The sequence below is a fragment of the Thermoleptolyngbya sp. M55_K2018_002 genome, from assembly GCF_015295965.1.
Taxonomy (GTDB): domain Bacteria; phylum Cyanobacteriota; class Cyanobacteriia; order Elainellales; family Elainellaceae; genus Thermoleptolyngbya; species Thermoleptolyngbya sichuanensis.
The window spans coordinates 1-17,151 of sequence record NZ_DVEA01000429.1; the positions used below are offsets into that span (position 1 = coordinate 1).

18 protein-coding genes are annotated in these 17,151 nt (G+C 55.9%); 10 read left to right on the forward strand and 8 right to left on the reverse strand.

Annotation, left to right across the window (positions count from 1 at the left end; translation table 11 throughout):
• The 5 genes from IGS51_RS21260 to minE all read left to right on the forward strand — a co-directional run.
• Positions 1 to 362: hypothetical protein (locus IGS51_RS21260; protein WP_297080748.1), on the forward strand; the 362-nt coding region annotated here is incomplete at its 5' end.
• 15 nt (positions 363 to 377) lie between these two features.
• A complete protein-coding gene (locus IGS51_RS21265; RefSeq protein WP_297080749.1) occupies positions 378 to 3,494 on the forward strand; it encodes a CHAT domain-containing protein in 3,117 nt (1,038 codons plus the stop codon).
• 353 nt (positions 3,495 to 3,847) lie between these two features.
• The gene (gene minC, locus IGS51_RS21270) at positions 3,848 to 4,645 is read left to right on the forward strand and encodes a septum site-determining protein MinC (protein WP_172356028.1); all 798 of its coding nucleotides are present in this window, start codon (positions 3,848 to 3,850) and stop codon (positions 4,643 to 4,645) included.
• 190 nt (positions 4,646 to 4,835) lie between these two features.
• Positions 4,836 to 5,642: a septum site-determining protein MinD gene (gene minD, locus IGS51_RS21275; protein ID WP_297080750.1), complete on the forward strand. Its 807-nt coding sequence runs from the start codon at positions 4,836 to 4,838 to the stop codon at positions 5,640 to 5,642.
• Positions 5,643 to 5,708: 66 nt separating this feature from the next.
• Positions 5,709 to 5,981 carry a cell division topological specificity factor MinE gene (minE, locus tag IGS51_RS21280; protein ID WP_068513308.1) on the forward strand — a complete coding sequence of 91 codons (273 nt, stop codon included), beginning with the start codon at positions 5,709 to 5,711 and terminating at the stop codon, positions 5,979 to 5,981.
• A 585-nt stretch (positions 5,982 to 6,566) separates the two neighbouring features.
• On the opposite strand, the gene IGS51_RS21285 is transcribed toward minE, so the two are convergent.
• Positions 6,567 to 7,499, reverse strand: a complete 933-nt coding sequence (locus IGS51_RS21285; protein WP_297080753.1) for a YihY/virulence factor BrkB family protein — start codon at positions 7,497 to 7,499, stop codon at positions 6,567 to 6,569.
• Positions 7,500 to 7,762: 263 nt separating this feature from the next.
• Between IGS51_RS21285 and IGS51_RS21290 the strand changes: the two genes are divergently transcribed.
• Positions 7,763 to 8,530: a hypothetical protein gene (locus IGS51_RS21290; RefSeq protein ID WP_297080755.1), complete on the forward strand. Its 768-nt coding sequence runs from the start codon at positions 7,763 to 7,765 to the stop codon at positions 8,528 to 8,530.
• A 97-nt stretch (positions 8,531 to 8,627) separates the two neighbouring features.
• On the opposite strand, the gene IGS51_RS21295 is transcribed toward IGS51_RS21290, so the two are convergent.
• The 4 genes from IGS51_RS21295 to ndhC all read right to left on the reverse strand — a co-directional run bounded on the left by IGS51_RS21295 (position 8,628) and on the right by ndhC (position 11,490).
• Positions 8,628 to 9,458, reverse strand: a complete 831-nt coding sequence (locus IGS51_RS21295; protein ID WP_297080756.1) for a hypothetical protein — start codon at positions 9,456 to 9,458, stop codon at positions 8,628 to 8,630.
• A gap of 415 nt (positions 9,459 to 9,873) precedes the next feature.
• The gene (locus tag IGS51_RS21300) at positions 9,874 to 10,407 is read right to left on the reverse strand and encodes an NAD(P)H-quinone oxidoreductase subunit J (RefSeq protein ID WP_297080759.1); all 534 of its coding nucleotides are present in this window, start codon (positions 10,405 to 10,407) and stop codon (positions 9,874 to 9,876) included.
• Positions 10,400 to 11,134 carry an NADH dehydrogenase subunit K gene (locus tag IGS51_RS21305; protein ID WP_367279403.1) on the reverse strand — a complete coding sequence of 245 codons (735 nt, stop codon included), beginning with the start codon at positions 11,132 to 11,134 and terminating at the stop codon, positions 10,400 to 10,402. The genes IGS51_RS21300 and IGS51_RS21305 overlap by 8 nt, the downstream gene beginning before the upstream one ends.
• Positions 11,125 to 11,490 carry a photosynthetic/respiratory NAD(P)H-quinone oxidoreductase subunit C gene (ndhC, locus tag IGS51_RS21310; protein ID WP_297080761.1) on the reverse strand — a complete coding sequence of 122 codons (366 nt, stop codon included), beginning with the start codon at positions 11,488 to 11,490 and terminating at the stop codon, positions 11,125 to 11,127. The genes IGS51_RS21305 and ndhC overlap by 10 nt, the downstream gene beginning before the upstream one ends.
• Before the next feature lie 255 nt (positions 11,491 to 11,745).
• Between ndhC and IGS51_RS21315 the strand changes: the two genes are divergently transcribed.
• A complete protein-coding gene (locus IGS51_RS21315; protein ID WP_172356044.1) occupies positions 11,746 to 12,387 on the forward strand; it encodes a hypothetical protein in 642 nt (213 codons plus the stop codon).
• Between the two features lie 734 nt (positions 12,388 to 13,121).
• On the opposite strand, the gene IGS51_RS21320 is transcribed toward IGS51_RS21315, so the two are convergent.
• Positions 13,122 to 13,310 (reverse strand): hypothetical protein, encoded by a 189-nt coding sequence (locus tag IGS51_RS21320; RefSeq protein ID WP_297080762.1) that lies wholly within the window; start codon positions 13,308 to 13,310, stop codon positions 13,122 to 13,124.
• Between IGS51_RS21320 and IGS51_RS22485 the strand changes: the two genes are divergently transcribed.
• A complete protein-coding gene (locus IGS51_RS22485) occupies positions 13,277 to 13,447 on the forward strand; it encodes a PTPA-CTERM sorting domain-containing protein (protein ID WP_367279404.1) in 171 nt (56 codons plus the stop codon). The two genes, IGS51_RS21320 and IGS51_RS22485, sit on opposite strands and share 34 nt — an antisense overlap.
• Positions 13,448 to 13,790: 343 nt before the next feature.
• Here IGS51_RS22485 and IGS51_RS21325 read toward each other — a convergent pair whose 3' ends face one another.
• Positions 13,791 to 14,036, reverse strand: a complete 246-nt coding sequence (locus tag IGS51_RS21325) for a hypothetical protein (protein WP_297080765.1) — start codon at positions 14,034 to 14,036, stop codon at positions 13,791 to 13,793.
• Between the two features lie 185 nt (positions 14,037 to 14,221).
• Here IGS51_RS21325 and IGS51_RS21330 point away from each other — a divergent pair, with 185 nt between their 5' ends.
• Positions 14,222 to 15,763 carry an AAA family ATPase gene (locus IGS51_RS21330; RefSeq protein ID WP_297080767.1) on the forward strand — a complete coding sequence of 514 codons (1,542 nt, stop codon included), beginning with the start codon at positions 14,222 to 14,224 and terminating at the stop codon, positions 15,761 to 15,763.
• A 35-nt stretch (positions 15,764 to 15,798) separates the two neighbouring features.
• Here the strand turns inward: IGS51_RS21330 and IGS51_RS21335 are convergent, their stop codons facing one another.
• The gene (locus IGS51_RS21335) at positions 15,799 to 16,119 is read right to left on the reverse strand and encodes a DUF1825 family protein (protein ID WP_172356051.1); all 321 of its coding nucleotides are present in this window, start codon (positions 16,117 to 16,119) and stop codon (positions 15,799 to 15,801) included.
• 341 nt (positions 16,120 to 16,460) lie between these two features.
• On the opposite strand from IGS51_RS21335, the gene hpsU reads away from it, so the two are divergent.
• Complete coding sequence (hpsU, locus tag IGS51_RS21340) at positions 16,461 to 17,144, forward strand: hormogonium polysaccharide biosynthesis acetyltransferase HpsU (RefSeq protein WP_297080770.1); 684 nt, start codon at positions 16,461 to 16,463, stop codon at positions 17,142 to 17,144.
• The last annotated feature ends 7 nt before the right edge of the window (positions 17,145 to 17,151 follow it).

Genomic DNA, 17,151 nt, shown 5'->3' on the forward strand with positions numbered 1-17,151 from the left:
GTGGGGATCGCTTCGCGAATCGCCCCTCACCCACCGTCGGAAATGGCTTCGTTGGGCTTTATGCGATTCTGTCGCAAGGCCACGCGAACAGCGCTATTCTGGATCTAGAAGCAGGGACAGACTACCACACGTTTTATCAAGCGGTTTGCTCCGCACGACGGCTGGCTAAATTGGGCCACCCCCAGGCATTGCAGCGCAACCTCTGGCGCGTCGTTGGGCAACACCGCACGAGCTATCTCGCGATGGGCTTTTTTGCGGGTGCGTTCGCCCCAGGTGTGGATAACACGAGTCTCCTGGCTTCTGGGACTTTGGCTAGCGATCGCCCCACATCAGATGGAAAGCCCCTATCCATCACACATTAGGGAAGCGCTACAGCCGTGACTCAGGAGTTTCATCTTTCCGTAACCCCTGTGGGCAATGACGAGTATCTGGTGCGAACCGAGCGGGTTGCGCCGGGTGTGCCGCTGGCGGAGGAGCAACTCCGCTGGACAGTAGAGGAATGGCTGGCGCTGGCGCGGCAGTTGATGGATGACCCGCTGCTGGGACTGCTGCGGGGGCACGGATTTTATCGAGTGGGTGGGTTTGAGCTGCCGCGTCGATCTGAGTATGAGAACGAGCTGCCCGTCAGCCTCACAGAACTGGGCGAAACGCTGTATCACGCGCTGTTTCAGGGGACGCTGCGGAATAGCTGGATGATTGCACGGGGCATTGCCCAACACCAAGGCGAAATGCTGCGGCTGCGGCTGGGGCTGAAGGGGTCGCGCCTGCCCCGGCTGCCGTGGGAGGTGATGAACGGGGGCGATCGCGACAGTTTGGGCAATCTGCGCCATCCCATCGCCACGGGAACCGATGTCGTGTTTTCCCGCTTTCAAACGGGCATCCAGGTCATGGGGGGGCGATCGCTCCGTCCCCTCAGCCCCACGCAGCCCGTCCGCATCCTCATGGTGGTTGCCACGCCCACCGATCAGGAGCGGCTAGAGCTAATGCGCGAAGCCATGCATTTGCAAGAAGAACTGCGGCGACCCGCCGGGCCAGGTTTGGAGGGACTGGGCACGCACCCCCAGCTAGAACTGACTGTGCTGGAGCAGCCCGGCCGCGAAGAACTGACCCACGCCCTAGAGCAGGGGCATTTCCATATCCTGCACTACGCAGGCCACAGCAATCTGGGCGCATCCGGCGGCAATCTGTACCTGGTCAACTCGCGCACGGGACTCACGGAAACCCTCAGCGGCGACGATCTGGCCGGGCTGCTGGTGAATAACGACATTCGCCTGGTGGTGTTCAACTCCTGCCGGGGCGCACACACCGCCGTTCCCGCTGCTGGATCGTCTGCCGAAGCCCAGCCTGCTCAGGACACGCGCAACCTGGCCGAAGCGCTGGTCAGCCGGGGCATTCCTGCTGTACTGGCGATGGCCGAAAAGATTCCCGACGACGTAGCGCTGACGCTGACCCGCCTGTTTTATCGCAACCTGCGGCGGGGCTTCCCCATCGACCTCAGCCTCAGTCGGGCGCGGCAGGGACTGATCTCGTCCTACACGTCCAATCAACTGTATTGGGCGCTGCCCGTGCTGTACCTACACCCTGCGTTTGACGGATACCTGGTGGGCGATTCGCGAAGCGATCCCTGCGGGAATCGCCACCATATCAATCCCGCCGATCGGTTGCAGCAGTTTCCCCCCTCCTATGACCTGCCGCTGCTGGCCGGGGAGGAGCCGTCTTTGGTGCTGTCGCCGTCGAGACTGCTAGAGCCAGATTTGGAGCCAGATTTGGAGCCAGATGAGGATTTTGAACTCATTTCGCGGGCGGTGTTGCTCGATCACGACTGGGCCGCGCCAGGGCTGGAATTCGACAATCCGTTTCATTTCGATGCGCCCGTCGCCACCGAAAACCCGTTTGATTTTGACTTTGCCAGCAGTGGCAGCCTGGTAGAGGTGCAGCCCACCAGCAGCGAACGGGTAGACGAGGCGGCAGAATCCAGACTCGCCCAGTGGCCGATTCATCATCCGGGTGCTGGCTTATTTACCCTCGGACGGTATGACCAAGAGCCATCTGCTCCAGCAGAGGGAGTGGGTACGGCGGATCAACCAGCAGCAGAGGGGCAATTCGCGAAGCAATCCCTACGAGAATCGCCCGTGGAACTTCCTGGCGGCTACCTGGGTCGGCTGCTGGCACAGCACGCAGCTCCGGCAGACCACAGCACCGCCCCAACCTCCCTCAGTCTGTCTTCTGCCCCCGCTCCTCAGCAGACCGAAACGGCGAATGCCGCCAATGCCGCAGACCTGTTGCAGCAGCTAACCCCCCGCCCCGTTGACCTGATGAACGTGGCCACCGACGCGACTCAGGATGCCCGCCCGGTGGATGCGCCCGTGTCTCCAGCGGCGACCTATCGGTGGCTGGCTAGCCATGCGCCTGCTCCCTTCCCGGACTCTTTAGAAGCAGCTGCGCCACCGCAGGATTCCCAGCCAAATTCCCAGCCAGATTCCCAGCCAGATTCCCAGCAGCAGACGGCTACACCCCAGGATTCTCACCGAGCGATTCCGCCTGTAGACACGATTCCCACAGCCGATCGCATTCCGGCGCTGCGGGACAGCCGGGCAGCCCATCCCGCCCGCAAACCTGGCCGACTGCAAAAGCAGCACATCCTGCTGCCGCTGGCGGGTGCAGGCGCAATGGCGATCGCCCTCTCCTCGTTTCATTACACGATGGGACTGCTCCGCCGCGAGCCATCACCCGCTGATTTGCTGCCGCCGATGGACAGCGCCTATACGCCCAGCGTGCCGCCGATGCCCGTTGGCACGACTGAAACCAGCCAGCTTGCGGGCGCGGCTATCTTAAACCTGAAGCGCGAAAATCTGCCCGAAGCGGAAAAGGCGATCGCCCAACTGCTGGATCAAAATGCGCTGCTGGATGCCAAAGTCGCCCTCGACGCAGTGCCCTCCGAATGGCGCAATGCCAGCTATCCCGAACTAATGTTTTTGATGGGGCGACTGGGATGGCAATGGCAGCAGCAGGAGGGAAATATCTACAGCGTGGACGACGTGCAGCGGTTTTGGAAACTGGCGGCCGAGGGACGGCCCGATGCCGCCGCCTACTGGAATGCGCTGGGCTTTGCCCACTATGCCAAGGGTGAATCTGTAGACGCAGCGCGAGTCTGGTGTCGGGCGGCGGCGCTGATGCTGGCACAGCCGATTCCCGACTCCGTAGACGCAGCAGACGACCGCGCCGCCCTCAACTGTCCGCCGCCAATTCAGTCTGTCACCAATCCCGAAGCGCTGACCGCCTACGCTGGAGTGGCGCTGGCGTTGCAACAGGCAGCCCTCGATCCCAGGTTTTCTCAGGGTGCAACCGAGCTACTGAAACAGTCTGCCGCATACTATCAAATGGTAATGCTGAGCAATCCAGCCAGCTTCGATCAAACGGCGCTGGCAAAGAACTGGCTGTGGACCCCGGCGACGCTAAAAGACTGGGCGGCGCTGGGCAGTCGGCGACCTTAGGCGACCTTAACTGAGGTGAGTCTGCAATCTGTAGACCCTACAACCTGTAAATCTGCCATCTTCTGCCATCTATTGAGTTGCAACCTGTAAATGAATTTGCAACCTGTAAATCTGCCATCTATGAGTCTGCAACCTGTGAATCTGCATCTGTGAGTTTGCATCTATGAGTTTGCCATCTGTGCGTCTACAATCTGTGCGTCTGCAACCTGTAGACTCTGCAACTTAGGGAGACTCTGCGGCTTAGGCATCGAGTGCGCTACCCCATCCTGCGAAAAACATTTTCCGAATCTCGCTCCCGCGACTAATATGGATAGTTATTTCGCCCTGTTGCATAATCGTCATCCTTTGGGTTCATGACTTCTGACTCCTCCCCCGTGTCTACGGTGTCGGCCCTGCCCCAGCCCCCCGCCGATGCCGCCCATCCCAATTCGCAGGTTCGCTTTAAGAGTGAAGGCGGCCGCCTGCTGCTGATGCTGCCGCCAGAAGGCGAGAGCGAGTTTGCCGTAAGCTGGGGCGACCTCTGGCAGCAGCTCAAGCAGCGACTCAGCGCGGGCGATCGCTTCTGGCAGCCGAATACCTCCGTGCATCTCATCGCGCGCGATCGCCTCCTGGATGTGCGCCAACTCCAGTCCATCGACGAAGCCTTAGCCCAAGAGCAGCTTTGCCTAAAGCGGGTCTACACCAGTCGTCGGCAAACTGCGGTGGCAGCAGCGACGGTCGGGTTCTCGGTGGAACAACACACGCCCGTTGCCCATCTCAACGCCCCCGCCGAAGCCACCGGCCAAGCGCTGGCAGAACCGCTCTATGTCGAAACGACGGTGCGTTCGGGTATGGAAATCCGGCACCCAGGCACTGTAGTCGTGCTAGGCGATGTCAACCCCGGCGGCTCGATCGTCGCCGATGGCGATATTGTGGTGTGGGGGACGCTACGTGGCGTGGCCCACGCGGGCGCATCGGGCAATCCCCGCTGTCTGATCATGGCGCTGCGGCTAGAGCCAACCCAACTCCGCATCGGCGAGCAGCTTGCCCGCGCTCCCGAAAAACCACCCGAACAGTTTTATCCGGAAGTGGCCTACGTGGCCTCGGAAGGGATTCGTATTACTCGCTCGGCAGATTTTTCCAAGCTGCGGCTGTTAGCGCCCGATGCCTAACAGAATCCAGGGTTCAGGGTTTTGTGCAAAAGATGTCTCCTGTCAGGGCGGCTGCTAGATTACACTGCTAGATTGCACTGCTGAATCGCACTGCTAAATTGCATCGACCAGAGTTTCGGTTTCATCTCCGCAAGGTTTCATTCGTTCAGGGTTTACTCAAACAGCTTTAGGAGCATTAGGGGCGATTTTCATGACTCGGATTATTGTCGTCACATCGGGCAAGGGCGGTGTTGGCAAAACCACGACGACTGCGAACCTGGGCATGGCATTGGCCAAGCGGGGGCGGCGGGTCGTGGTGATTGATGCAGACTTTGGACTCCGAAACTTAGACCTGCTGCTGGGGCTAGAAAATCGCATCGTCTACACGGCGATGGAGGTCATCGCGGGCGAATGTCGGCTAGATCAGGCGCTAATTAAAGACAAGCGACAGCCTAATCTGGCCCTGCTGCCCGCAGCCCAGAACCGCACCAAAGACGCGGTAAATCCAGATCAGATGAAGCAGCTCATCGAAACGATGAAGGAGCAGTTTGACTTCATCCTGGTGGATAGCCCCGCAGGCATTGAGATGGGCTTTCAAAATGCGATCGCCGCTGCCCAGGAAGCGCTGATCGTCACCACGCCTGAAATCTCCGCCGTGCGCGATGCCGACCGAGTCGTGGGGCTGCTAGAAGCCAACGACGTGCGAAAACAGCACCTCATCGTCAACCGCCTCCGACCCTCAATGGTGCAAGATGACCTGATGATGTCGGTCAGCGATGTCCAGGAAATTCTGGCAATTCCCCTACTGGGCGTAGTTCCAGACGACGAGCGCGTGATTGTCTCGACGAATAAAGGCGAACCGCTGGTGCTATCGCAAAAGCTCTCGCTAGCGGGGTTAGCGTTTGACAATATCGCCCGCCGCCTAGAAGGTGAAACGGTGCCTTTTCTGGACTTCACCGCCAGCCATGATGACCTGCTCTCTCGCATCCGCCGCATGTTCCGTAGCCCTTCGCGCTAGCCAGTGCCGACCCTCTTTAGCACGGGGGTTTCTCTCCTCACCATCCTCCCCAGTTAGCCCTGCCCTATGCTCAGCGAACTCCTCGACCGTCTCTTCCCCCGCCAGCCCGAAGTGTCTAGCCGCGAAACGGTAAAGCAGCGCCTCCAACTAGTGCTGGCTCACGATCGCACGGATCTGCCGCCAGCCACGATCGAAAAGATGCGCCAGGAAATCTTGGAGGTGGTGTCGCGCTATGTGGAGATCGATCAGGAGGGGACAGAATTTATGCTGGAAAACAACCAGCGGGCGACAGCGCTAATCGCGAACTTACCGATTCGCCGGATCAAGTCGGATGTTTGATGATTTGTTTGATGATTTGATCGCTTGCTTGAACCGCCTGCCTGTTTCTGTGATTTCAACCCGCTATCGTTACCAAACGTTAGGAAATTGGCTCAAAGTTTACATAAAAGCGCCGCAGGTAAACTTTGATTTCATCAACTTGATTTCATCTCTAGATCGTCTATTCTTAATCTTGAAGCTAATAGGTGATCTAGCTTTTAAGAGCGCTTCATCTGCTGGCTTCCCTGGCAGATTAACAGCCAAGTTCACACGTTCACTACAGAGGTAAAAGCGCTGTTTATTACAATCTGTCTCGTCCAACCCAACAGCACCCAACTCAAGAACTGAGATTTTCCCATCTGGCAACATAGGGAGTGTAATCACATCGACCGAACTTGAATGAATTGATTGAATCAATTAGTTAGATCAATTAGTTGAACCAATCGAATAAATCGTTCAGTTTTGATGTCTGTGAGGCTCTACGAAGTGGCTGTGAAAAGGGGAAAATAAACGGTAGAGAGGCTGGGTGCTGTTGGATTTTAAAGTATTGAATTTTAAGTATTGGAATTTTAAAGTATTTTCCCCAGGCTTTCTATTATTTTTCTATCATTCTAGCGATGGCTCTTGCTGTGGGTCTGCGTTGCGCCGACTGCCAAAAAGCTGGGCATACACACAGGTCAGTTCGCCGCCCAAAAAGAAGACCTGGCTGGTGAGATAAATCCAAAACATTAGCACCATGACCCGGCCCACGACTCCATAGGATCGAAAGCGATCGCCCAGCGACAGCACGCTGTTATGCACCAAATATTGCAGCAAGAGCAGCATTCCTGCGGTGAGTAATGCCCCCAGCCAAACATCCCCCCAAGTGACATTGGTAGAGGGCAAAATCCGAAACAGAATCATAATGATCAGCGCCAGGATTAGAAACGAAAAGAGCGCCTGAAGCGCCCAGACAATCTCTACCGAATCAATCCCCAACGGCTCTAGAAAAGCGCTCGTGCCGCCCGTTTTTTCTAAAAGCTCCAGTCCAGTTTGGACTAATAAATCGGAAACCAGTGACACAAACAGCAGCGGCGCAGTGCCAATCACCAGCATCACAGAAAACGCTTTTTTACGCAGCAGCACCCGCAAGATTTTCCAGGCACTTTGCCCCGGTTCTGGCTGAAACGCAACGCCCCAGATTTTGTCAAACGCGCGATCGAGCGAGTAGAAAAAGTTGCTGGCAGCAACCAGCAGAAACACCAGACCTAATAGCCCAATGCTGAGGGTGTCTTGCCCCGGAACTAGCACTGAGCTTTCGACGATGCGGTAGGCTTCTGGTGGCAACGCCTCCTGCAAGAGGGTTTGCAGGCTGGTATAGAGTTCGGCATTGCGACCCAGCAGCGACCCCAACAGGCTCAGCGACAGCAGCAGCAGCGGAAACAGGGAAAACAGCGCGTGGTAAGAAAGCGTTGCGCCCATATCCAGGCAGTTGTCTTTTTGCCATTTCAGTACGGCTAAAAAGAAAAGCTGAAATACCTGGGAAAAAGGGTTTTTCATGCGGAAACTCGCGTGTCTGGGTGGGAATTGCCCGAATTTTAGGATTCAGCAGTCTAAAACCTGACGTAAGCTTAACAAGCGACTCCGTTTATCACGCATCGGGGCAAAGAGAGCGCAACCGACATCCCGAAAATATAGTACAATTGTCCTATATTGATGGAGCAGATGTTGGGCCGCCGAAGCAAAGATACCCTCCGGTTTGACTGGGCGGCGATCGCCTGTAATCTAGACTCATTCCATCCTCGCCTGCGAGAGACTCATCTATGGCTATCATTGCTCTAAAAGCCTGGTATTTGCGAGAATACGAGCCAATTCGCGAGGTGGAAAAGCGCCCCCATGACCTCCGCCTCAGCAAGAATAGCTTGCTCAAGTCGGCGCTGCGGGCCGATTTTCTCGACGACAGTGCCGAGGTGCGGGAAACGGAGTGGTTTCAGCGCTATCTGGATGGTGACACGGTAGAGTTCTACATCGAGGGCAGCGGCGGCTATGCGATCGCCAATATTGACCTGATCAGCCACGAAATGTATTTCGTCAAGCAGGATTCGCTGTCGCAGCTTGATCCGACTATTTTCCTGTGCTACCAGACGCAGTTCGATGAATCTAGCGACCTGCTGCGCGAGGAGTTACAAACCTTTATTGAAAAGTTCAACGGGCGATCGCGCATTTCCCTTACCCTGGAGGAGTCGCACCGCCTGACGGATGGCCCCGCCCGCCTCAGCAGCAGCCTGATGCGGAAGATTCGCAAGTCGCTGCTATTTATTGCCGACGGCACGCCAATTCTGCATCTAGACGGCACACCGCCGCAACTGATTCCCGACCCCAAGGTTTGCGTTGAAATTGGCTACGCCCTCCAGAGCAAGCGATCGGAGCAGATCTTGCTAGCGCAGATGGAGCGCTCGGACGTGCCTGGCCAGTTTCCCTTCGACCTGCCCAGCACCAGCCGCTTGCCCTTTCGCAACAAGACCGAACTGCGAAAGCTGCTGCCCCAAGCGCTAGAGGCCCAGCTTCAGCGGTTCAACCTGACAGCTTAGGCGAAAGACGGCTTAGGCGTAATGGCTCAAGCCTAATGGTTCAGGTGTAATGGCTCAGGCCTAATGGCTTAAGCGACGGTTTCAGCACAAGGAGCGATTATCGCTCGTAATGCACTCGCGCATTTAGCCCAAAGTCCCGGAAGTAGCGATTCCAGCGCTCGGCAGCGCTGCGCCCCGAAAAGGGCCCCACCAGCACATGCGGCCCGTGGGGGCGATCGCGCTCTTGCACCCGCCCCGCTACCGGAAAGCCCTCGCTCAGCAGCCGCACCTGCTCGCTCACGCGGGACAGACTGCCAGACGATCCAGGAATCAGCACGTAGTAGCCCCGACTCCGGTCGGCAGTTCCATAGTCATAGGCTGGGGCGGGCTGTGGCTCTAGCGCTGGATACTGCCCAAAAGGAACCTCTACGGGCGGCGCGGGTGGCAGCGGGTCGAGCGAGGCTTGGGCTGCGTCGGGATAGATCGTCTGCACCGGAGCCACGCCGCCCGACACGGCTACGACCTGTGCAGTAATCCCCTGCGCGGCTAGTGCCTGCACCTGCTGCGATGCCGTCCACTCCTCTCCAAACACACCCGCCTGAATCACCTGCTGCCCCTGATAGGACTGGAGTCCAGCGCCGGGGGCAACTTGCTGCACCTGAGACAGCAGCAGCGGACTGTTGCCATTTACGATAACCACGTACTGCTGTCCCGAAAATTGGGCCGTGCTTGCCCCGCGCCCGTCTGACCCCACGGCGGCTCCCGGCTGCGGATAGAACGTTCCCACTCCAGCATCCGGCGGCGGAGGCAGCCCATCTACGACGCGCTGTGCCGTGCGCTGGGGCTGCGCTATGAAACTCGTAGATCCTGGCTCGGTCGGACCTGCACTGACGGGCGCTGCAATGCCGACACTGCTACCCAGGGCGATCGCCCCCAGCACCAGCCGCACCCAAGGCCACCCCCCTGCTAAACGCCTAGCGCGCAGATCCGACCTATGCCACAGAGAAAAAAACGATGCCGTCATAAGCTTGCAGAAGTGAGAGGAGGGACGGGCGATCGCGCTACAGATAGCGGACAAAGGGCGATCGCCTCCTAGATGTCGATTTTTGCCCGCAAGTTTAGCACGGCACTTCCCAGATGAATCAACTTTTTGTCGGGTTTTTGTCGGTTTTTTGTCGGGGCGATCGCCCCAACTCCAGCACTAACCCAAATCCCCCACTAAGCAGCTACCATACCAAACAGCAAAACGCCCAAGAGCAAAAAGCCCCCAGGCGCGACACAACCAGTCATTACATTTGAAATATTCCGGTGAAATATTCTGGAATATTCGGACAAATTTGCCCAATAACGCTTGTTCAGTACCGTTAGTAAGCGTCTTGCAATTCAAAGAAGTCAGGCGAAATATAGTCCTTCCGCAAAGGGAAACCGACCCAATCTTCCGGCATCAAGATTCGCTTCGGGTTGGGATGCCCTTCATAGACAATGCCATACATATCGTAGCTCTCGCGCTCTTGCCAGTCGGCCCCCTTCCAGATCCAATAAACCGAAGGCACTCGCGGGTCTTCACGCGGCACAAACACCTTCACGCGCACCTCTTCCGGGCGATCGACGTTATCGGCAATCTTGATGAGGTGATAGGTGCTCACCAAGTCTTCACCCGGCCCCACGTCGTAGGCCGCCTGACACTGCAAACAGTTGAACCCATAGGCGTAGAGCGCCGTTGCAAAGGGAATTAGAAACTCCCGATCCACCTTCAGCACTTCTACACCCAGATGATCCGGCTCTAGGGCTTCATGCTCAAAGCCGTTCTCAGCGAGCCACTTAGACACTTTGCCAACTTCGACAATCGGCGCAGCTTCAGGGGTTTCCTGGGGAGTAGGGGTTGTCTCTTCAGCCACGATCCACAGCCTCCTTTTCAGCTTCCAACGCAGGCGACATAGGCATTCCAAACGCTTCGGCCAGTTCCTTCGGCGGAGCCTTGCGTGTGTCTGCCTCCAGATACTTCCCAGTCAGAATCGGCGATACTTCCTTCATGCCGTGGGAAATGGTGTAGTAGCGGTGGGCTTGCGCCACTTCGCCCCGTTCTGCCAGCGCTTCGCTAGAAATTTTCTTCCGCAGCTTGATGATGGCATCGATAATTGCTTCGGGACGCGGCGGGCAGCCAGGAATGTAGACATCCACGGGAATTAGCTTGTCTACGCCGCGCACCGCCGTTGGCGAGTCCATGCTGAACATGCCGCCCGTAATTGTGCAGGCTCCCATCGCGATCACATACTTCGGATCGGGCATCTGCTCATAAAGCCGCACTAGCGCTGGAGCCATCTTCATGGTGATAGTGCCAGCAGTGATGATTAGGTCGGCCTGGCGCGGACTGGATCGCGGCAGCAGACCAAAGCGGTCAAAGTCAAACCGGGAGCCAATCAGCGCCGCAAACTCAATAAAGCAGCAAGCCGTTCCATAGAGCAGCGGCCAGAGGCTCGACAGCCGCGCCCAGTTGTGCAAATCATCGACTGTGGTCAGGATCACGTTTTCCGAAAGATCCTTCGTAACCTCTGGGCGACCGATGGGGTTTTGTAGACCTTCTAGCAAGTTCTTAGGTTCCGTTGTGCCAGGATTCATGACCATTCCAGTGCTCCTTTCCGCCACGCATACACAAGACCGACAACCAGGATTGCAATGAAAATCAGCGCTTCAACAAAGGCCAGCAGCCCTAGCTGGTTAAAGGCGACTGCCCAAGGGTAGAGAAACACCGTTTCCACGTCAAAAATGACGAACACCAGCGAAAACATGTAGTAGCGGATGTTGAACTGAATCCAGGCTCCGCCGATTGGCTCCATGCCGGACTCATAGGTAGTGCGCCGCTCCACGCCAGCTCGCTTGCTGGGACGCAGCACCCAAGACAACCCTAGCGCTAAAAACGGAACGATGCCACAGACAATGAGGAATCCTAGAAGGTATTCGTAGCCTCTGAGAACAAACACGAAGTCACCTGCCACTTGATTAGCTTAAGTGCAACACTAGAATGCGGCCCTGCAAGCGCAGCCCGATGAAGCTTAGTTAGTGAAACATCAGGACTCGACAAGCCGAATCTCTGATAATGTTACTCTCTTTTTACATTGTTTTGAGAGCCTGAACTGTTTGCAAGGATTCGGTTTTGTTTGACTAGCCTTCAGAAATTTGAATGGAATGGTTTGATTCAGGATCTCGATACGGCCTCTTGATAAGGCGCATTGCTCATGGTGGGTTTAGATTTGCTGATTATTGTGGTGTATGCGCTGACGCTGGTTTACGTGGCCCGGCAGGCGCTAGGCGAGATGGAAGACTGGGCGACGGTACAGCTTGACCGAGATGGCTTGAAGGAAGAACTGACCCGCGCCGATTTGCAGGGCAAGGTCAATATTAATGTGGGGCTGAAGCCGCGCTATGGGTTTGAGCCAATTACTGATTTGGCACTCAGCATTAGCAATGGATCTCCAGCGCCGATTTATGTGGATTGGGATCGCAGTTCGCTGACCAATTTTCAAGGGCGATCGCGCCGAGTCATCCGAATTACGCCCAGCATGAATCTCGACCTCTCTCGTCCGCAGGTGTTCAGCGTCATTGCACCAGGCAAGTCTCTCAGCGAGCGGATCGTAGCAGAAGACATGCTGAAGCGTACCCCAGAAGGCATTTTGCAGGTGGCTGCGCCGCTGGTAGACCTGGGTGCAGCGCGGGGACTGCCCGATGACGGCAAGCTAGAGTTTTCGCTGCGGCTTTTGCTGCTGCTGGTGGAGCAAGAGCGCCAGGTCGATGACGACGTAACCACCCACGCCGTTCTCTGTCGCTTCATTGTCCGCCGCATTCCCTGGAATCACGACATCCCCTGGCTACGCCGATAAAACGATAGACCACAGGATTTCAGCTTCCCATCAGCAGCAGAGCCAGCCTACTCGAAGACAAGAGCTATAAGCCCTAAACTGAGTTTCTGGAATCGAGAGTTTTTAACATTTCTTTAACAAACTGCCCAACTTCAGTAATTTCCCAGTAAAGCGAGTAAAGTCACCGGGTTGCAGCGAATTCCCCAGTAAAAATGAAATGGAAAGGCTCAACGGCAACAGGTAAGGCTACACACTTGAAAGTGGAGCTTGTTCCAGTTGCTTCTAGCCATCTACCAGGCACTACCTCTGAACCAAACTTCGCCGAGCACCAGGCTTGGGACACAGTTTTCGAGAACTTTCAATCAAGAGTTTGAAGCCGATTTTCCGGTTGAGGGAGTTATCTCGGTTTCTAGCTCTGAGGCGCTCAATTGCTCCGTTTTAGAATCGCAACTAAACTCGCGTTCCTGAAAAGGAAAGCTGTTTCAAAAGCAACTTGAGCAGCTTTTCAGGCAGGGTTTTTCGCATTGGAGGGAGGGTCTGCTATCCCAAATTTGAGTGCGTATCTCCACGCGCCCATACCCCCGCTAATCGCTGAATGTAGGAGTCAAAGATTCCTTCCGACCTATTGGGTCGCTCTCTCACTCTTGATCGTGAATGCTGTACTCATTTTTGCCGCTTTCTGCTAGAAACCAAACTCAATCAATCGCACATTATGGGAACTGCTGAAATTATCTCACTCGTGGCTTGGTTGATAATCATGATCCTTGGCTGGGTTTCTGGTTCGGGTAGCTCGGTCGCTCGTCGTCCGCCAACATCCACACCCTCGCCAAGCGTGACACCGCCGCCACCGCCGCCACCGCCACCATCTCCGTCGTCCCCAACGCCGACACCCACCCCCACACCAATAGTGATGCCACCGCCGCCACCACAAATTGAAACTCCAATTCCCCCTCCAGGCAATGTCATTCCAACCCCTGCGCTATTGCCGGGGCTAATTGGGTTGGGGGTACAAATAATGCGTAAGCGGAGCCAGGAGGAGGCTGTTGAAGACGATAGCGCCGAAGATGAGCCAGAAACCTAGTTAGAGAATATCTGAAAGTCTGAAAAGGGTGACTTACAACGGAGCATCAAGGTTTGAGCGCTGACGGCTCAACGGAAGAGGCAGGGTTTCAGCTATCGGCCTCGATTTTTCAGACATCCCTCTCGTCCAGCTCATGCACTGCATTGCTTGAAGTTGCATGACTTGGACAGAATACGACTGAGCTAGATAAGGTTTGCGAGTCTTGCATGAAAGCCTTTCAGGGCGTTTCTTGATAAAGACTGATCGCAAAGGCATTGTCTAGGCTCAGTCGTATTTGTGGTCTGGATTGGGCTATGTGAAAAACTTGCTATGGAAAACTTGACTTAATTAGCGTGGGTTTTTGCTACTTTTCGGGGCTGAGTTTTTTGGATACCCAACTGGCTACGCCGCTGAGGATTGCGCCTGCCATCAAAATGCCAATGGCTGGCGTAAAGACGGGTTCCCAGAGCGAGTACCACAGATCGAAGCCCAGGGGGAGATTCAGGGATTTGCCGAGGAGGGCGATCGCAAACCAAGCAAAGGCAAACAGCACGAAGAACAGATTTGCCATCAGCGCCAGGTTTAACCACTCCAGAAACTTTTCTTTCATCGCCAAATGCGTTTACAAATGCGTTTACAGCCGATTTTTTGCCCATCCTAGCAGGTTTGCGGCCGCCGCTATTCGCAGCAAACGATTAAGATATCTACAGCTTTTCCCGACGTTGTGCCACCGTTTTCCCGACGTTGTGCCACCGGTGTTCTAAGACGATTTCTCTAGCGGCCCAGGAGGATTCTGTGGATTTTCGGCAAATTGTTGGCTTTCGGCAAGTGCGACAAGACGTGACCGACCTGCACAAATCCCTTGCGCCGTTGCTTAAATATGACCCGCGCCTCGCAGAAGTTGCGCTGACGGATTTTGCCAAAGTGGTGCAGATCTGCGGGCGCAGCAACAAGGAAATTGGATCGGCGGAACTGCTGGCCTACCTGATGATGGACGCACTAATCCGCGATGACAAAGACACCCTCAGCGTCGCCAACAGCAAATGGGAGTTTTCCAGCGACGATCGCCTCAAATATCAAAAAATCACGCTGCAAACCATTCTAGAGCGCGTGAAAGCATCGGCTCAGCCCGACCAACTCAGCCTGCCCTCGTTAGTGAAAAAACTGGACGAAGAACGGGGAACGGATTTTCTCAGCGAGGCTGTAAACGTCATCTACAAATTCGCGCAGGTGGTCGCCAAGGCAGATGACGTGATTTCCATGCAGGAAATGGAGGCGCTGTCGAAAATTTGGCAAGGGCTACACAGTATCGCCCCTCTAGAGAGCTACGAACAGGGACTTGCCAGCGCCCTTCCCAAGCCCCTGCCCCAAACCACGGGCGGCGCTGCCCCGTCTCCTGCCGACCCCAGTCCTCCAGACGAAGCGGCAGTGCCAGAAAAAACACCAGAGGAACTAGACCAGATCTTGCAAAAAGCGCTGGCGGAACTAGATGAACTCGTCGGCATGGACAATATCAAAGAAGAGGTGAAAACCCTGACCAATTTCCTAAAGGTGCAGAAAATCCGGCAGGAGCGCGGGCTGGCGCAAACCCAGGTGTCGCTGCACTCTGTGTTTTGCGGGCCGCCGGGAACCGGGAAAACGACCGTTGCCCGCATTATGAGCCGGATTTTTCAGGGGCTAGGCTTTTTGAAAAAAGGGCACCTGATCGAAACCGATCGCGCGGGGCTGGTGGCGGGCTATGTGGGGCAAACGGCGAAAAAGGTGGATGAAGTGGTGACCTCAGCGCTGGATGGGGTGCTGTTTATCGACGAGGCCTATGCGCTGGTGCCGCCAGAAACGGGCAAGGACTTTGGGCAGGAGGCGATCGACACGCTGCTGAAGCGAATGGAAGACTATCGCGATCGCCTCGTGGTGATTGTTGCGGGCTACACCGATGAGATGTCGGTGTTTATCGAATCAAATCCGGGGCTGAAGTCGCGCTTTAACCGCTACTTCTATTTCGACCACTTCAAGCCGGAAGAACTGCTGGCGATTTTTGAAAGCATGGGCAAGAAGAACCACTTCACGCTCACGCCCGAAGCCCGCGATACGCTCCTGAAGCGGTTCGAGGCGCTGTATGTGAAGCGCGATCGCACGTTTGGCAACGGGCGCACCGTCCGCAACCTGTTTGAAAAAACCATCGAAAAGCAGGCCAACCGCCTCGCAGTTCTCTCCAACCTCACCGACGAAGTGCTGACCACGCTGCTGCCCGAAGATATTCCCACCGAGCAAGCCAGTATCCATGCAGGCAAGGTGGACTGGCAGGAACTGGCATCTCGCGAGAGCGGTGGGAGTTAGGGTTGAAGCACACAACCTCTAACCTTTAACTCTCGTTAACTCTTCTCCAGTTCTGCCTTCATGCGCTCTAGCGTGGCGTGCATCTGGTCAAACATTTGCTGGGGCGTGATGCCAAATTGACCGAGGTGGGTTTTGAGCTGTTCAACGGTCATTTGTGCGGTGAAATCTTCTGACAGTTCAAAGCGCTTCATGAAGATGCGGTAGCGCTCCATCATCGATTCCATCTGGTCGATGTAAATCTTTTTTCCTTCGCGGTCAAACTTGCCATAGCTCGACCCCAGTTGCATCAGCGATTGGTAGTCTTCAAATAGCTGACGTGCTTCTTGTTGAACGATTTCAGAATCGAAAAATCCCATTTTCAGCCCCACCTTCCGAAAACTGAACCAAACTGCCAAGCGATATTAACTTCAACGCAGGTTTCTGAGTGCAAAAATCGGGCGCAAACGCTTAGCGCAAAACGGCTGCCTCTCAAACTGCACCTTCAACCGTTGATTTACATTACATATTAGGGCAGAAGCTAGGGGCGGCTGAAGTGCGGAAAACGCTACTTTAGAGACGCAGATCGCTGGGAATTGGGCTGCGTTTTGAATAGCGTGTCTCAGGGGTTCCTATCAGTTTCACCGCTGCACGATCGCACGCTTTTGAATTGCAGGATTTCGGGATGCCCAACTCAAGGTTTGGATGGGAGGAAGACTCAATGGCAGAAAAAGGGCAAGATTCTGCTGAGTTGAGCAACCCAATCCCGATTGGGCCAGCGGCAGGACGGAGGCTAGCGGCAGAAGGGAACATCCCGGAACCTGGGCTGGATGCGCCGCCCCTAGTTGATTTGCGGCAATATAACCCACGGGGTTTTGTGCGGGGGCGACCCGGCTGGGTGGTGATGCTGTGGTGGCTGGTGCAGGCGATCGCCTTTCCGCTGACGCTGCATAGCCACCATGCACCGCGCCGGGCCCTGCTGCGATTGTTTGGGGCCAAGATTGGGCGGGGTGTGGTGATTCGCCCTACGGCTCGATTCACCTATCCCTGGAAAGTCGAGATTGGCGACCATAGCTGGGTAGGGGATGACGTGGTGTTCTACAGCCTTGCCCCGATTCGCGTGGGGACGCACTGCGTCATTTCTCAAAAGACCTACCTGTGTACCGGCAGTCATGACGTGACCGATCCCGCCTTTGGGCTGATCACTGGGGCGATCGCCATCGGCAACGGAGCCTGGATCGCCGCTGACTGCTTTATCGCGCCGGGGGTCAAAATTGGGTCAAATACCGTGATTGGGGCCCGCAGCGCTGTGTTTCACTCGATGCCCGCGCAGACTGTGTGTTGGGGGTCGCCCTGCCAAGTGAGGGGCGATCGCCAGATTTTGCCCAAGCCCGAATTACACTAAGCCAAGT

Coding starts and splice junctions, on each gene's coding strand:
- minC (WP_172356028.1), top strand. CDS start 3,848: ATGACTTCTGACTCCTCCCCCGTGTCTACGGTGTCGGCCCTGCCCCAG.
- minD (WP_297080750.1), top strand. CDS start 4,836: ATGACTCGGATTATTGTCGTCACATCGGGCAAGGGCGGTGTTGGCAAA.
- minE (WP_068513308.1), top strand. CDS start 5,709: ATGCTCAGCGAACTCCTCGACCGTCTCTTCCCCCGCCAGCCCGAAGTG.
- IGS51_RS21285 (WP_297080753.1), bottom strand. CDS start 7,499: ATGAAAAACCCTTTTTCCCAGGTATTTCAGCTTTTCTTTTTAGCCGTA.
- IGS51_RS21290 (WP_297080755.1), top strand. CDS start 7,763: ATGGCTATCATTGCTCTAAAAGCCTGGTATTTGCGAGAATACGAGCCA.
- IGS51_RS21305 (WP_367279403.1), bottom strand. CDS start 11,134: ATGGTCATGAATCCTGGCACAACGGAACCTAAGAACTTGCTAGAAGGT.
- IGS51_RS21315 (WP_172356044.1), top strand. CDS start 11,746: ATGGTGGGTTTAGATTTGCTGATTATTGTGGTGTATGCGCTGACGCTG.
- IGS51_RS22485 (WP_367279404.1), top strand. CDS start 13,277: ATGCCACCGCCGCCACCACAAATTGAAACTCCAATTCCCCCTCCAGGC.
- IGS51_RS21325 (WP_297080765.1), bottom strand. CDS start 14,036: ATGAAAGAAAAGTTTCTGGAGTGGTTAAACCTGGCGCTGATGGCAAAT.
- IGS51_RS21335 (WP_172356051.1), bottom strand. CDS start 16,119: ATGGGATTTTTCGATTCTGAAATCGTTCAACAAGAAGCACGTCAGCTA.
- hpsU (WP_297080770.1), top strand. CDS start 16,461: ATGGCAGAAAAAGGGCAAGATTCTGCTGAGTTGAGCAACCCAATCCCG.